This is a genomic window from Nostoc sp. ATCC 53789 (assembly GCF_009873495.1).
Taxonomy (GTDB): Bacteria; Cyanobacteriota; Cyanobacteriia; order Cyanobacteriales; family Nostocaceae; genus Nostoc; species Nostoc muscorum_A.
The window spans coordinates 1,174,795-1,190,737 of record NZ_CP046703.1 but is presented as its reverse complement, the minus strand read 5'-3'; the positions used below and the strand labels follow the sequence as shown (position 1 = coordinate 1,190,737).

At 42.3% G+C, this 15,943-nt stretch carries 12 protein-coding genes; 6 read left to right on the top strand and 6 right to left on the bottom strand.

The genetic code is table 11. The annotated features are described in order from the left end of the window. Positions 1 to 70 precede the first annotated feature (70 nt). The 4 genes from GJB62_RS04785 to GJB62_RS04770 form a co-directional block, all read right to left on the bottom strand. Complete coding sequence (locus GJB62_RS04785) at positions 71 to 1,018, bottom strand: LysR family transcriptional regulator (RefSeq protein WP_012408241.1); 948 nt, start codon at positions 1,016 to 1,018, stop codon at positions 71 to 73. A 95-nt stretch (positions 1,019 to 1,113) separates the two neighbouring features. Further along, positions 1,114 to 1,278, bottom strand: coding sequence for a type II toxin-antitoxin system HicB family antitoxin (locus GJB62_RS04780; protein WP_114081054.1), 165 nt, complete (start codon positions 1,276 to 1,278; stop codon positions 1,114 to 1,116). An 87-nt stretch (positions 1,279 to 1,365) separates the two neighbouring features. Further along, entirely contained in the window at positions 1,366 to 2,664 is a 1,299-nt protein-coding gene (locus tag GJB62_RS04775) for a HEAT repeat domain-containing protein (RefSeq protein ID WP_114081055.1), read from the bottom strand. A 17-nt stretch (positions 2,665 to 2,681) separates the two neighbouring features. Then, positions 2,682 to 3,092 carry a ubiquinol-cytochrome c reductase iron-sulfur subunit gene (locus GJB62_RS04770; RefSeq protein ID WP_114081102.1) on the bottom strand — a complete coding sequence of 137 codons (411 nt, stop codon included), beginning with the start codon at positions 3,090 to 3,092 and terminating at the stop codon, positions 2,682 to 2,684. Positions 3,093 to 3,577: 485 nt separating this feature from the next. Here GJB62_RS04770 and GJB62_RS04765 point away from each other — a divergent pair, with 485 nt between their 5' ends. The 6 genes from GJB62_RS04765 (at position 3,578) to GJB62_RS04740 (ending at position 13,025) form a co-directional block, all read left to right on the top strand. Continuing rightward, on the top strand, positions 3,578 to 5,167 hold the full coding sequence (locus GJB62_RS04765; protein ID WP_114081056.1) for a ferredoxin--nitrite reductase: 1,590 nt from the start codon (positions 3,578 to 3,580) through the stop codon (positions 5,165 to 5,167). A 195-nt stretch (positions 5,168 to 5,362) separates the two neighbouring features. Continuing rightward, positions 5,363 to 6,865, top strand: a complete 1,503-nt coding sequence (locus GJB62_RS04760) for a NarK family nitrate/nitrite MFS transporter (protein ID WP_114081057.1) — start codon at positions 5,363 to 5,365, stop codon at positions 6,863 to 6,865. Between the two features lie 298 nt (positions 6,866 to 7,163). Next, positions 7,164 to 9,446 carry a nitrate reductase gene (locus GJB62_RS04755; RefSeq protein WP_114081058.1) on the top strand — a complete coding sequence of 761 codons (2,283 nt, stop codon included), beginning with the start codon at positions 7,164 to 7,166 and terminating at the stop codon, positions 9,444 to 9,446. Positions 9,447 to 9,731: 285 nt separating this feature from the next. Then, the gene (locus GJB62_RS04750; RefSeq protein ID WP_114081059.1) at positions 9,732 to 10,190 is read left to right on the top strand and encodes a phosphate-starvation-inducible PsiE family protein; all 459 of its coding nucleotides are present in this window, start codon (positions 9,732 to 9,734) and stop codon (positions 10,188 to 10,190) included. Positions 10,191 to 10,441: 251 nt separating this feature from the next. Next, positions 10,442 to 10,894, top strand: coding sequence for a nitrate reductase associated protein (locus GJB62_RS04745; protein ID WP_114081060.1), 453 nt, complete (start codon positions 10,442 to 10,444; stop codon positions 10,892 to 10,894). Between the two features lie 760 nt (positions 10,895 to 11,654). Beyond that, complete coding sequence (locus GJB62_RS04740; RefSeq protein ID WP_114081061.1) at positions 11,655 to 13,025, top strand: PrsW family glutamic-type intramembrane protease; 1,371 nt, start codon at positions 11,655 to 11,657, stop codon at positions 13,023 to 13,025. Positions 13,026 to 13,367: 342 nt separating this feature from the next. On the opposite strand, the gene GJB62_RS04735 is transcribed toward GJB62_RS04740, so the two are convergent. Then, positions 13,368 to 14,015 carry a hypothetical protein gene (locus GJB62_RS04735; protein WP_114081062.1) on the bottom strand — a complete coding sequence of 216 codons (648 nt, stop codon included), beginning with the start codon at positions 14,013 to 14,015 and terminating at the stop codon, positions 13,368 to 13,370. Between the two features lie 147 nt (positions 14,016 to 14,162). Beyond that, complete coding sequence (locus GJB62_RS04730; RefSeq protein ID WP_114081063.1) at positions 14,163 to 15,740, bottom strand: CHAT domain-containing protein; 1,578 nt, start codon at positions 15,738 to 15,740, stop codon at positions 14,163 to 14,165. Between the last annotated feature and the right edge of the window lie 203 nt (positions 15,741 to 15,943).

The window sequence follows — 15,943 nt, the reverse complement described above, 5'->3', positions numbered from 1 at the left end:
TGTCTACTGTCATTTGTCCATTGTCCTTTCTGAAAATGACTAATGACCAATGACTAATAACTAATGACACTCAAGAAGCCGATCGCTGCTGGTCAATTTGTAATGGGATATTTTCCCGCACGAGTTGCCAAAAGTACTTAATGGGGGGAATTTGTAGTCGGTCTTGAGTTGTCACCATAACTACCCGCCGAGTCAAACTTGAACCATCTGTTAAACCACTAATATTATTGTTCTCTAAGGAACGAACCGCTAAAGTAGGGTCAAGACGTGCTTCCAGTAATGCTGATTGAGGTAGCAAAGCGATTAATTCTCCCTGGCGCACCACTCCCCGAAAGGCATCTAGGGTATTTACCTCTAAAGCCGCCTGGAGTGTAGCTTCCATTCGCTCAAATCTATCTTGTATTAAGCGCTGCATCCCATAACCATCTTTAAAAACCACTTGGGGATAAAGAATTAGCTCCGACCAAGGGACACATTCATATTGTGCCAGGGGATGATTAGCTGCGGTGAGAACTTCTATCGGTTCATCATAAAGTACTTCTACCACCATTTCTCTAGCAGTGGTTAAAAAGCGATTATTCATCACAATTGCTAAATCTACCAATCCATCCTTGAGGACTTTCAGGGCGCGATCGCTTCCTAATGAAGTCACCCGCAATTGCACATCTGGATATGCATGACAAAATTTTTGCAACACTGGTGGTAAGTAAGATCCACATAATGAGTGAATCACGGCAATGCAAAGTTCTGGTTGCTTTCCAGCGATTAAATCAGCTAATTCTTGTGTAGCTGTCTCCCATTCTTGGCAAATTTTACGGACACGTGGTAGTAAACATTCACCTCCCAGCGTTAATTTGGCGTGAGTAGTTCTATGAAAAAGTTCTACACCCAAATCTGCTTCTAATGCCTGGATTTGGCGGCTAATCGTCGATTGGGTAACACCAGATGTTCGCGCTGCTTGTTGAAAGCTGCCGGTTTGTGCGATCGCTAGAAAGGCTTGCAACTGCTCTAGGCGCATTTTTATGTAGCCTGAATTACATTTATCAGTTTCATTAAGTTAACGGTTTTTTATCAGCAATTTAGTATAGTTTGTTACAGTATTTTTTATCTAATTTACACGTCTTCATCTTCTAGAAGCATCTCAATCACTTCGCGTAGATTTTCCTGTAACTCATCTAAGGTTTCTGCTTGAGAATGCGCTCCGGGAAATCCAGGCACATAACCAACATAGAGATTAGTATCAGAATCTCGCTCAATTATTGCAGTAAAGGTTTTCATAAAGTTGGTCAGTGGCAATATGCTTTAGATCATAGCCGGACAATCACTTGTTCATAGTAGAGGAATCTGATCTCCAATTTGACGAAATTACCACTCAGCTAAAGCGATCGCTATTCCTTGTTGCAAATCTAGTGTGAGTGCAGCATTATTGGCTAATTGCTGTAGTTTTTGATGTGCAACTTCCCCATCCAGATTTTTGAGTGCAGCGATCGCGTGTAGTCTCACCGATACATTAGAATCAGCTAGCAGTGAAATCAATGGTTCAATTGCTTGTATTTCGCTTAACTGTCCTAAAGATAAAGCGATCGCACTTTTGATGTTGACAATCTCTGTAGCTGGATGCTGCGATCGCAGTATTTGCAATAATATTTCTACTGCTTGTGTAGTTTGCGGCTTTTGTACTCGCCCCAAAACAGTGACAATTTCTTGCCAAAGTGTCTCTGAAGTGATTTGATTAAATGCTGTTTGCAAATATTCCAAACTAGATGGTGTACCCACCCAACTTAAAGCGCGGATGGTTTCTAATTGCAGCTTTGTTGGTGTTTGAGGTGAAATCAACAAATTAAATAAATGTTTTGCAGCGTCATTACAACCCATCCGAGAAAGGGAAACTGCGGCTGCACAACAAACATCAAGATTAAAGTCGTAAAGCTTGGGTTGCAATCTCGTCACCAAATCTAATGCTTCGCGCAAGTCGGGGCGAAAACCTAAACCAAGCACTGCTGCACGCCTAACTGTAGCAGCAATATCATCCAAAGCGTTTAACAAGATTGGTGGTATACGTTCGTCATGAAAACTGCTGAGGGCTTCAATTGCAGCGGTGCGGATTGTGGCTTGTGGATCTTGTACTACAGTCAATAGCGGTGTGATGGTTTCTGTTTGGGGAATACAGGAAAGCGATCGCACTGCTAAAAGTCTTGTATCTTCATCTGCTAGAAGTTCAGTTAATGAAGTAATCGCAACATTACCCATTTTACCTAGTGCTGTGGCTGCGATCGCTTTGAGTTCTTCATCCTCATCAATTTTCAACAATTCAACCAAGGGTGCGATCGCTTCTGGCTGCTGAAATTCACCCAAGGTTCGCGCTGCATACCAGCGTAATTCTTCCTCTGCGTCTTCATCTTCTAAGATGTCAATGAGTGGTGGAATCGCAATATTGCCCAAGTGAGTCAAAACTTTGGTGATTTCCCAGCGTTGTTGAAAATCTCCCATCTCTAACATTGAAATTGCTAATGTCAGCAGATATTCTCGATTTTTAACTACCTCTGGATGTTGTGAATCTGACCCTAAAATTAATTGTTGTAAATATTGAATCAGTGATGACCAATCAGCTGCATTATATGCTGTCTGGGCTTGCACCAAAAGCTGGTTGATATTACTCACCATACCCTGAATTATATTGTTTAAGTTGGCTTGACTACAACTGAATTACCTTCAATTTTGGCGGCGTAAGTTTTAAGCGCTTCTGTAGCTGGGCCTTTTAGCACCTTACCATCAACCCCAAATTCTGAACCATGACAGGGACAAGTGAATTTTTTTGCCTCAGCTTTCCATGCTACGGTGCAACCTGCGTGAGTACAGGTAGGGTTGACAGCTGTGATTGCGGCTTTAGATGTACCGACTACCAACACAGGCCCAGCAGGTGAGTTTTTAGCCAGTAATTGACCAGTTTTATCTAATTCTGCGGAAGTTCCTACTGTTTGCCAATCTCCAGTTGCAGAAGATGTTTGAGAAGAACAAGCTGCGATCGCTACAGGTAGAGAACTCACTATTAAACCCAAACCTACCCAATTAATAAAATCACGACGTTTCATAGTTGCTGAAATAATATCTAAGTTTTCGCTAACATCTGCCACCTAGATTTTGGATTAATCTATGGCAATCCAAAATCCCTTCAGTCATCTCAAACCCTCTTCATCAAGGGGTTTGTGTGGCTCATTGGCTGACTGTGATGCAAAAAATGCATATTACGTATCCTTTTTCAGCAATTTTACTAAAAAATCGTAACAATTTATACGATTTTAACAGAAATCTCGTCTTAAGTTATGAGTATCGAAATTGTTACATGAACATTATCTAAACCTGCTTGACAATTTCCAAGATGTATATGGAGACAAGTTTTCCTTAACTAACCACGGTTTTGAAGTTTCACGTTGGAATACTTTTGAGTAACAATAATCAGCCGTAATCGAATATTAAATTTTTATTCCCTAACCCTCGTAGATACACCACTTGATGGAACTACGGGTTGATTTATATAGGGCAATTAGCAGCACAAATTCTCACGAGAGTCAGCCTCATGACAGACACAACAACTACGACTACCAGCCTCAATAAATTCGAGAAATTCAAGGCGCAAAAAGATGGACTCGCCATCAGGGATGAGATAGAGAAATTTGCCGCCTTGGGCTGGGAAGCAATGGACGAAACAGATCGCGATCATCGGCTCAAGTGGGTGGGCGTATTTTTTCGCCCTGTTACCCCAGGTAAGTTTATGATGCGGTTACGGATGCCTAATGGTATTCTCACCAGCAGTCAGATGAGTGTTTTAGCCCAAGTGGTGCAGCGTTACGGGGATGATGGGTGCGCCGATATTACCACCAGACAGAATATCCAATTACGGGGAATCAGAATTGAAGATTTACCAGATATCTTTAATAGATTTCACGCAGTTGGTTTAACCACTATCCAATCAGGGATGGATAACATCCGCAATATCACAGGCGATCCGGTGGCGGGATTGGATGCTGATGAGTTGTATGACACACGAGAGTTGATACAGCAAATTCAAGATATGCTCACCAACAACGGTGAAGGAAACCCAGAGTTTAGCAACTTACCACGGAAATTTAATATTGCGATCGCAGGTGGAAGAGACAATTCAGTTCACGCTGAAATTAACGATTTAGCTTTTGTTCCAGCATTTAAGGAGGGGACAGCGGATAGGGGACAGGGGATAGGGCAAGAATTTGGTTTTAACATCCTTGTGGGTGGCTTTTTCTCAGCTAAACGTTGTGAGGCGGCGATTCCTCTAAATGCTTGGGTGGCTCCAGAAGATGTGGTAGCTGTATGTAGAGCAGTTTTGGAAGTCTTTCGTGATCATGGCCCGCGTGCTAATCGGCAAAAATCCCGCTTGATGTGGCTAATTGATGAATGGGGTGTAGATAAATTTCGAGCAGAAGTAGAAAGCCGTTTGGGTAAATCATTATTACCCGCAGCCGCAAAAGATGAGATCGACTGGGAAAAACGCGACCACATCGGAGTATATAAACAAAAGCAAGCGGGGCTAAATTACGCAGGTTTAAATATTCCCGTCGGGCGACTATATGCTGAAGATATGTTTGAAATCGCTCGTCTAGCGGAAGTTTTCGGCAGTGGTGAGATCCGCTTTACCGTTGAGCAAAACATCGTCATTCCCAACATTTCTGACTCACGGTTAGCAACATTTTTAACAGAACCGTTGCTAGAAAGGTTTTCTATTGATCCAGGTTTACTGGCGCGATCGCTAGTATCTTGCACAGGCGCACAATTTTGCAACTTCGCCCTCATCGAAACCAAAAACCGCGCCCTAGAAATGATTAAAGCCTTAGAAGAAGATTTAATCTTCACCAATCCAGTCCGAATTCACTGGACAGGTTGCCCTAACTCTTGCGGCCAGCCCCAAGTTGCAGACATCGGCTTGATGGGAACCAAAACTCGTAAAAATGGCAAAACCTTGGAAGGTGTTGATATATATATGGGCGGTAAAGTCGGCAAAGATGCCCATTTGGGAACTTGCGTTATCAAAGGCATACCATGCGAAGACTTGCAGCCATTATTGCAAGACTTACTAATCAAAAACTTCGGGGCAAAACTCAAGCAAGAAGCCTTACTAGTTAGTAACTACTAGTGGTCTATGTCATTAATTCTGAAGGGTTATAAAAGTTCGTAGTAAGGACTTTAGTCCTTGATTTGAGCGATAAATCGCTCACTACAAACCTAGCAAAATTAATGCGATAGACCACTAGTAAGGCTCAACCTTTGAGATAAAAGGCTCATCTTCCCCTACCTCTTCACCGTAGTTTATTCAATTAGAAAGATTGGAATGCTTAAAAACTTATTTTCATTTAGCGATCGCTACCGCATCTTACATCAGACTTGGTTTGCTTTCTTTCTCACCTTTGTTTGTTGGTTTAACTTTGCCCCCTTCGCTACAACCATTGGCAAAGAACTACATCTAGCACCAGAGCAAATAAAAACTTTGGGTATCTGTAACCTTGCCCTTACAATCCCTGCACGGCTAATTATTGGGATGCTTCTGGATCGTTTTGGCCCTAGAATCACCTACTCAATCTTGTTGATGTTTGCGGTTGTTCCTTGTTTAGCAACAGCGCTAGCGCAAGATTTTAATCAACTAGTCATCAGTCGTTTGCTGATGGGAATTGTCGGATCTGGATTTGTTGTCGGTATCCGCATGGTGGCAGAATGGTTCCAGCCGAAGGAAATGGGAATTGCTCAAGGCATTTATGGCGGTTGGGGCAACTTCGGGGCTTTTGGCGCAGAGTTTGCCTTACCGATACTTGCAATTTCTACTAGCTTTTTCTCTGGTGGCGCTTCTAACTGGCGATTTGCGATCGCACTCACAGGTATCATTGCAGCTATCTATGGCGTAATTTATTACAACACTGTCCAAGATACGCCTAGAGGCAAAGTCTACAATAAACCTAAAAAGAATGGTTCTCTGGAAGTGACGAGTATTAAAAGCTTCTGGGCGCTGATTTTCTCGAACTTTGGTTTGATTTTCGCCTTGGGTTTATTAGCTTGGCGCTTAGAACAAAAGAAAATTCACTTTTTAACTTTGAGTCAAATGTATTTGACTTGGTTGGTATTAGCAGGATTGTTTGCTTACCAAAGTTATAAAGCTTGGCAGGTAAACCGAGAACTTCTCACTGGCAAGAAAACTTACCCTGCATCTGAACGCTTTCAATTTGGTCAAGTAGCTTTACTCGAATTCACTTACATAACTAACTTTGGCAGCGAACTGGCAGCCGTTTCTATGCTCCCAGCATTTTTTGAGAAAACCTTTGGTTTAGAGCATGTTGTCGCTGGGATGATTGCTGCTACCTATCCCTTCTTAAACTTAGTTTCTCGTCCTAGTGGTGGCTTAATTTCTGATAAATTTAACTCACGTAAATGGACAATGACAATTATCAGCGTTGGTATCGGTGTTAGTTATTTGATGGCACATTTTATTAATAGTAGCTGGCCGATTCCGGTAGCGATCGCAGTTACAATGTTTGCCGCTTACTTTGCCCAAGCTGGTTGCGGTGCTACCTACAGCATCGTACCGATGATTAAGAAAGAAGCCACTGGACAAATTGCTGGAAATGTGGGGGCTTACGGTAATTTTGGCGGCGTAGTTTACCTGACAATTTTTAGCTTAACCGACGCTCCCACACTATTTACCACAATGGGTATAGCTGCACTAATCTGTGCTTTTATGTGTGCCTTCTTCCTCAAAGAACCAAAAGGTTCCTTTGCCGCCGCTTATGAAGGTGAATTACCAGAAACCGCCACTCATAACCCTACCTTTTTAGCGGAAAAATAGACTTCTGCATTGGACATTGTAAGAGAGATTTTCATTTTTTCTTGTGAGTGCAACTCATGAAATTTCTTGACTACCTGCTTCAAGGTGACTCGTAAAATAAGATTGTTTTTTCTCAGCGCTCTCTGCGCCTCTGTGGTCAAATAAATTACTTTTGAACCGCAGAGACGCAGAGACGCAGAGGACACAGAGTAAAGTGCTTAAAGAATAATTTCTACACTATTCTTTACTCTCTAACATTTCTCAACCTGTCGCTAAATCTGAGGTTGCACAATTCAAATAACAAAATGGTACAACTGCCATGAGTGAATTTACCAAAACTCTTTGTCCTTACTGTGGTGTTGGCTGTGGACTAGAAGTTTCACCTCCAGCCCAACTTGGCAAAGCAACTAATCGAGATAGTCAAGGAAACCCGACTTGGCGAGTACGAGGTGATAAAGCCCATCCATCTAGCCAAGGAATGGTTTGTGTCAAAGGCGCAACGATCGCAGAATCTTTAGATAAAAATAGATTACATTACCCAATGGTGCGAGACTCTTTAGATCAAGAGTTTCGGCGCGTTAGTTGGGATGAAGCTTTTAGTCTGATCGCGCAGCGTATTCAAACAGTCCGCTTCACCCAAGGGCCAGAAGCATTATGTATGTACGGTTCTGGTCAGTTTCAAACCGAGGACTACTACATAGCCCAGAAGCTCATGAAAGGCTGTCTGGGTACTAATAATTTTGATGCCAACTCCCGTTTATGTATGTCTAGTGCTGTGGCTGGCTACATTCAAAGCTTTGGCGCAGATGGTCCGCCCTGTTGTTACGAAGACCTAGAGTTAACTGACTGTGCATTTTTAATTGGCACTAATACAGCCGAATGTCATCCCATTGTTTTTAACCGACTGGAGAAATATCACAAAAAGAACCGCAAAGTCAAAATGATCGTGGTTGATCCCCGACGCACGCCAACCGCAGAAGCCGCCGACTTACATTTAGCCATTCGTCCCGGTACAGATATCGATTTGTTAAACGGCATCGCCCACTTATTGATGCGCTGGAACTACATCGATACCATGTTCATGGACGACTGCACCAGCAACTTTCCCGCTTATGCTGAGGTGATTCGCCACTATCCGCCAGAAGTCGTGGCCCGTCAATGTGGAATCAGTATTGAAGATTTAGAAACAGCAGCACGCTATTGGGGTGAATCTCGGCGGGTACTGTCTTTGTGGTCAATGGGTGTGAATCAATCGTCAGAAGGGACGGCCAAGGTAAGAACTATCATCAACCTGCACCTGATGACTGGACAAATCGGCAAACCTGGGGCTGGCCCTTTTTCCCTCACCGGACAACCGAACGCAATGGGAGGAAGGGAAGCCGGAGGTTTGGCGCATTTATTACCAGGTTATCGGGTAGTGAAAAATCCCCAGCATCGGGCAGAAGTTGAGGAGTTTTGGGGACTCAAGCCAGGGCAGATTTCACCCAATCCCGGTTTGACTGCTTGGGATATGATTACTGGCTTGGAAAATGATGCTGTCGGGTTATTGTGGATTGCAGCTACTAATCCAGCTGTAAGTATGCCAGATTTGGAGCGAACTAAGAAGGCGTTGTTGCGATCGCCTTTTACCATTTACCAAGATGCTTATTATCCAACAGAAACCTCTGCCTATGCTCACGTTCTGTTACCAGCAGCCCAGTGGGGTGAAAAAACTGGTGTGATGACAAACTCCGAACGGGTGGTAACTTTGTGTCAAGCATTCCGCCAACCGCCAAGAGAAGCTAAGGCAGATTGGGAAATTTTCGCCGAAGTTGGACGGAGATTAGGTTTTGAAAAAGAGTTCGCCTTTGCTAACTCGGCTGAAGTTTATGCTGAATTCGTCCAATTAACTCAAAATCGCCCCTGCGATATGACGGGTATCAGTCATGAGCAATTGACACAAGGCCCGACTCAATGGCCTTACCCAGCCAAGAAAGAAGAGTCAGTATTTATCGATACTGAAACAGGACTCTTAAGTTTTCAGCCAGAAGAAGAAACTTTCTCTGACAAAGAAGCTGAGAAGAAGCGTAAGTACCATACGCTCAGAATGGGAAAACGGCTCTACACTGATTTACGCTTTCATACCCCTGATGGACGCGCTCAATTTGGGGCATATTACTCAAAGGGATTGGCAGAACCACCAGACCCAGATTATCCTTTTGTGCTAACTAATGGGCGACTTTACGGACATTGGCACACCCAGACACGCACCGGTCGCATTGAAAAAATTTGCAAAATGCACCCCGAACCGTTTATTGAAATTCATCCCCGTGATGCGGCGAAGTTAGGTATTGTAGATAACCAATCTGTGCAAGTGCGATCGCGTCGTGGTAAAGCTCAATTTCCTGCTAAAGTGACAAAAGCGATCGCGCCTGGTACAGTTTTTGTCCCTATGCACTGGGGTTCACTGTGGGCTGATAATGCCGAAGCTAACGCCCTCACTCATCCAGAATCTTGCCCCGATTCGCTGCAACCAGAATTAAAAGCCTGTGCTGTGCAGCTGATTCCAATTTCTGTAGAAGTTGCAGTCAAAGATTATCAATTCCAGTCATTACAATGGTAAGCTGCAAAGTGTATTTATCAAGAGGTAATTAACAATCACTAATAAGTAATTTAGTCAATAATAAATAACCAATAGTTATTATCATTTTTTATGGCTCTCTACTCTTGACTCATAGCAATTACTATATATAAAGAGGCTAAATTGCTAGTAAGCAGAGGTTTGACTAGCACCGAGTTAAGCTATGAGAAAGAATAAAAATCAGATAGTAAACTTACAAATCATCTTTTTTTAATCCTCTAGATTTATCTATAGGATTTTATTTTATTTAAAAATCGGGTGCAGCAAATGAAAAAGTTAATGAGGCGAATTCTCGGAGCTACCAAAGATGAGAACTTCATGCACATCATTGAAAACATAGAGGTGCTAGTTTCTAAAGTTCTATCTATTTTTATGGTAGTTGTAATTTTGGTTGCGATCGGAGACTTAGCAGCTTTTATTTTTAAAGAGTTATTAACAGCTCCTTACGCTAAGTTTAACACAACCTTGTATAAGATTTTCGGGTTATTTTTGAATATTCTAATCGCTTTAGAAATCTTAGAAAATATCACAGCTTATTTGCGAAAACACGTTTTTCAAGTTGAATTAGTTATTGTGACTTCTTTAATTGCTGTTGCCAGAAAAATTATCATTCTTGATTTAGAAAAAGTTTCAGGTATTGATATAATTGGTTTAGGAATTGCTATTCTCGCCCTCTCAATTAGTTACTTAATAATTCGTCTCAGTAATGACAGAAATACTCGTTAACAATAGAGCTTGATTAAGATGTTTTTGGGTATAATATTTAGGGAGATATAGTTTTGTCTAAATCTACCCAAAAATAATAGAGTATACTGGATAATTAAGAACAACCAAAACTCCATTTTGGATAAATTATTAGTGTGTGATCACTACTTAAGTCTTATTTTTAATTACCAATTTTTGTAACTGAAAATCTAAAAAATTATCGATGGTTTAAAATCGTTAATTTTAAATAATCGAATTTTGAATAATAGACTATGACATATTTTTTTCAATTTGAAGCAGACTTTGTTGATTCGCTGCGTTGTATCCCCATGCAGGTGCGCTGCAATTTAGATACTTGTGGCATTAAGCTAAAATTGTCTGATTGGAATCAAATGACTATAGCTGAACGTCAAGCTTTAGTCGATTTACCTTGCACAACAGAAACGGAAATTCAGTCTTACCGCGAACATATCGAACAATTAATTTTACAACGCACAGGTATACCAGCTACAAAATTACCCATCGAGCTACATCCTGCATGGCTAGACTCTAGCACTGTACCAACTAGCCTCCAGGAAAAAGCTCAAGAAATAGGTGTAAACCTGACACCGCAACATTGGGCAGCTTTAACGCCCTTACAGCGTTTTGCCTTAATTAAACTCAGTCGCCCAGGACATGAAAGCAAAAACTTTCCCATAGCGATCGCAGAATTTAATCTGCTTTAATTACAGAATAAAAGTGTTCAGTGCATTACACTTTGTTAACTTGCCATCATCAAATGATACATTATCGCAGAGTTAGTGCTGTAATGTGTCAAAAATTTGTGCGTCTGCTCACGCCTAATGGACTCAACTCTAAATTAATATTTATTTTATAAACAACACAGTTTCTTTACCTAGTCCCTGCTTCAAATAGACTGTGGCAAAAACAGCTGACCTTTAAGGTGGCACTCCTACGGATGCTTGAGTACTTGCTACCGCCAGTTACTCATGGGGAAACTCCCTTCTTTGCAAGACGCTTTGCGTTCGCAAAGCGTTCCGTAAAGCCTGCGGCATAGCTCCGCTTAGGTCGCAGCCTCTCGTAGAGAAGGAAAAGCGCTAGCCCTCTCCCTTTGGAAGAAGACCATACTAGCTCGCAACAGACCGCCAGAAATTATATATTTTCTAAATGAAACTAAATGCAGTAAAAACTACTGTTTTTTGATAAATTGCTTTGGATGAAATTTACCGCTAGGATGTCAAAAGCAGACAAATCATATAGTCTGATTCATCCCCATGACAAGCTTATTTAGGACAAACTCTCAGTACATGGAATACTTATTAACATTAGGTGAAACAATTTGAAATTTCCCTTCTAGAATTTTAAATTTCTTAGCAGTAAGTGAAGCTATAGTGGATTTAGCAATGCTGCTGTTAATGTGGCTAAGGTTAGTCCTGCTGCCAAATTATATGAAGAAGAATTAGTTTAGAAACGCACACTAACTCGATGACAGGCAAAAACGCAAGACATAATGCATTTCTGCGGCTAGTGTCTGGTAATGGGGCAGCTTCTGGATCAGAATCTCGCTACTCCCTGCCCCCCAGCAAAGAGATGGTAATTGGACGCGACCCCAGCTGCCAAGTTGTCTTGGATGCCATGATGTACCGGATGGTATCTCGTCGTCATGCGGTGGTTCGTCCCCTCTCTTTATCGCCAGATAGCAAATTCAGCTGGGTGCTTTGTGATTTAAATAGTGCTAATGGCACTTATTTGAATGGACAACGCTTGTATGAATGTCAGGAATTGCACCCAGGCGATCGCATTTCTCTAGGTGCTGATGGCCCGCAATACGTTTTTGAGTACGAATATACTTATCAAGCTCCGGCCACAACAGTTAACCAAGTTACACCATTACCTTCGGCAACAAATTACCACGGCCATACACAATTAAAGCAGCCAGATTCTGTTAGCTTCACTCAGCTTTTCCCCATTATTTCCACTGGTAAAGATTTAACTCGGAAAGCTTACCTCGTACCGGGAATACTGACCGTAATCTTTGTAGTATTAATGTTTGCTACAGTCGGTCAGCCCCAAGCTAATCAAATTATCGTTGCAACTTATATCGCCTTCGCTGCCTACTATTTTGTTTACCAACTTTGCGGTAAACAAAAGCCTTGGTGGGTGCTAATGGCTGCGGCATTGAGTACAACGTTGATTTTACTCAGTCCACTATTGGATGTATTTATTTTCGTGTTTCGCGGTATTCTTCCGGGAAACTTGCCCTCACCCCAAGAATCTACCACCTTCACAGAGTTACTGGTGCGGATGTTTTTTGGTGCTGGGTTGATGGAGGAATTACTTAAGGCATTACCTGTGTTAGGGGCATTTGCCATCGGTAGAATGTTATCTTCACCTTGGCGGGAAAGGATTGGCGTTTGGGAACCCCTAGATGGTATTCTCCTGGGAACAGCTTCTGCTGTGGGTTTCACTCTATTAGAAACTCTTGGACAATATGTGCCCGATATTGCACAACAGGTAGGCATAGGCGCTGCTGGTCAACTAGCGGGTTTACAACTGCTAATTCCGAGAATTTTAGGCTCTGTAGCAGGACACATGGCTTATAGTGGCTACCTGGGCTATTTTATCGGGTTGGCTGTTCTCAAGCCCAGTAGAAGTTGGCAAATTCTTTCTATTGGTTATCTTAGTGCTGCTGCGCTCCATGCCCTGTGGAATGCTACAGGATCTATTAATGCCTTGCTGTTGGTAGTTGTTGGGGTGTTATCTTACGCCTTTTTGATGGCGGCAATTCTCAAGGCACGGGCGCTATCACCTACGCGATCGCAAAATTTCGCTACCCGATTTCTAGGCCCAAAATAAGAGATGAAGAAGCTGGAATTAGGGAGCAGAGGAGCAAGGGAATAATTTGAATATTTATATCTTTGGATAGATGGCCTAGTTAGAAAATAAGCGTACTGTAAATTTATTCTGGGTTAACTATGCCTAAAAAATAAAAATCATTTAACTTCTTGCAAAAGTCTTGATTTTCGACTCTTTTTTTGCGCCTCTGCATAATGTAAATCAACATCTTTGCAAGAGATGACTCTAAACGTATAGCGATTACAAAGCGTGGGCTATGCGAACACAGCGCATGATGAAAATTTTGGCTTTCTCTACTTTTTCTATTGCCCGTTACCGATCAACTGTCACTGATTCCCGATTTTATAGTTCAGGCTGAGACTGGTTGAGTTGAGTAAAAGCATAAGAAGCGATCGCTAAAGTGACCTTTGCTTTCTCTACTTCTGATAAAGCTGTCCACTCGCTATTGTTAAGATTACTTATGGCAGATGCCGCGTTTTTCGATTCACTACTTCGCATAGCGTAAGCAAAAGGGCGAGCTAAAACTAAAAGATCCTCAGTTCCCCAAGTTGGCAGTACTGTCTGAACGCACTCAACTAGTTGTTCACCAATTGATTGCTGGGCAGCAAAAATCTCAGCAGCTTTCTGGGCGATGGTATTGAGCAATGTTTGGGGGACACAGGCGGCAAAAGTATTACGTAGTGTTTCTTGAAGATTCACCACTAGTGCCTGTTGGGGATTGTCATTATAGCTTGACGTAAGGGAGATATTAGACCAAAGTGTATCTAAATTGCTATAAAAATCTTGCGATCGCGTCGTCAGTTCTTCCTCAAGTAAATCTTGCATTCCGAACTGTTGTTCTAATTCCTGAAAATAAGCTTCTGATTCTTCATCAGCTGGATTCCAGGGATAGGTAGCATCGTCTGGTTCTAGTAGCGCTTCTAATAAATCTAAATCCAGTTGAGATGGCAAAGAAGAGAAGGTGTCTGAGCCATTAATTTTTTTAGCCATTTTTTATTTTCTCCCGATTATTTGGTGGTATTGACAACTACAATTCCTTACAAGAGATTTCCGCAAAAACAGATGATTTTTTCTCTGGAAAAAATAGATTTTAAAAGCTGATGTTAAACATGAAAATTCATTTCTGCAATAGCTATACTAGGAGTCTTCAATAATAAACTCCCAGGTTTCGCCTCTAGCACTTCCAAACTTTAACTGCATTCCCGATTTCAGGGGTACTTCCTCTCGGAGGATTTGTTGCCATCCATTAGGGCCTAAAAACCAGGTTGTACCGTATGTGGAAAAATCTTGCAAATAATAAGTTCGCACCAATGTAGCATCGGTAAGAGTATTACGGCAGAAGATTTCGGCGTGGCGTTTGGATACAGATGGTTCGGCGATGATAATATCATTATCTTTCGTCCGGCCAATGCGGGTGACTCCATAACGCAACAACCAGGTTTTACCTTTTGGAGTGAGCGATCGCAACGAAGCAGTTGGAAGCGGTGAACCGATATCAGGAATGGCTGTGTCTGGTAGTTCGGTAATCCCTTCATCTAGATTCTTAATGAGTTCACCATTAAAATCCGGATGCAGGTAGAGAACAGGCAAAGTCCAAGCTGGTTGATTAAATTTATACAGTGTTAATAACTCTTGCCTAGCTAGTGATACGGCTTCATCTATGGGTTTGTGCGATCGCAAAGCTTCGGTAAACGCTTGAATAAAACTGTGGCTTTCGTGATCGGCGATTTCATCGCGCATCCCCAAAACAGCAGGCACTCCATGACGAATCAGTACTTCGGCTAAACTACTGGCAGGTATGGCTTGATGATTAATAGCAGCTGGTTGTGCGCCCCAACAGGCGTTGAAAAGTGCTAGTTTCACACCAGTACGGGTCAATACTTGCGCCAATTCTATCCCATTCAGGGGCATATCTGGTCGCAAAAACAGTAATCCTCCGTCTGCTCCTGGCAAACCATGTCCAGCGTAAAAGAAAACGTTGTATGCTTTGGTTTCTAATTCTTGAATCAACTCTTGTGGAGTTGGTTGTATAAGTTTATTGACTATACAAGGTGCATATCTTTGAGAATTACCACCCACAGGTGTATCTACAAGACTTTGCTGTAAAATAGCCGCTTCTTGTTCTAGTTGCAGCTTTTCATCATGACCTAAAACCAGCAAAATACTTAAAGCTTGGTCAGTTCGCAAATACGGTAATGGGTCAACTTCACTGCTGGTACGACTAAATAGCAAATCTTGGGAGAGAGACATTGCCGATTGACCAGGCTCACGCTGCATAATTTCCCAAGGGAGAGCGATGAGATCCGGGTCACGAATTTCTAGCCGAAAGCGTAAACGTGTATGCTGACCCATAGCAATCCCACGACTGCGTTCTAGACTACCGAGAATTTGCCCGTCAAATACCCAGCGCCATAAATTCATTCCCAAGTATTGCATTAGACGACTGCTGTAAGGCCCAGTGGTTTGACCAGAAGAGGGCGAAATCCAATCTATGGAGAATTGCGACTTTTGAGATGTTGAGTTTGGGGAAATATCTAGCCGACTATGGCCAGCAAACATCTGCTGCCATTCTTGCCAAACTTGATTGAGTTCAACAGGCCATACACAGTCACGTAAAACGTAGCCACTGGGATAGGGAGCCTTGACCACCCAAATGGCGAAGTTGTCAGTGCCAGTGTTTAAGAGACGGGCGATCGCCAAATTCAGGGATGGCATGGATTCATAAAACTCAAAGCTAAAAACAATGGAAGGAGGCAGGAGGTAGGATAGCGCCGGCGGCAAGCGAGTCCACGAACATCAGGTAGTTTTTCTCCAGGAATAACTGCCCTCTGCGGCTCGACTGAGCGATCGCCGAACGTCCTCCTGCCTTTCTTGATAATTTAAAATAACAATTCTTCAAGGTGAAAATTTTCTATTTT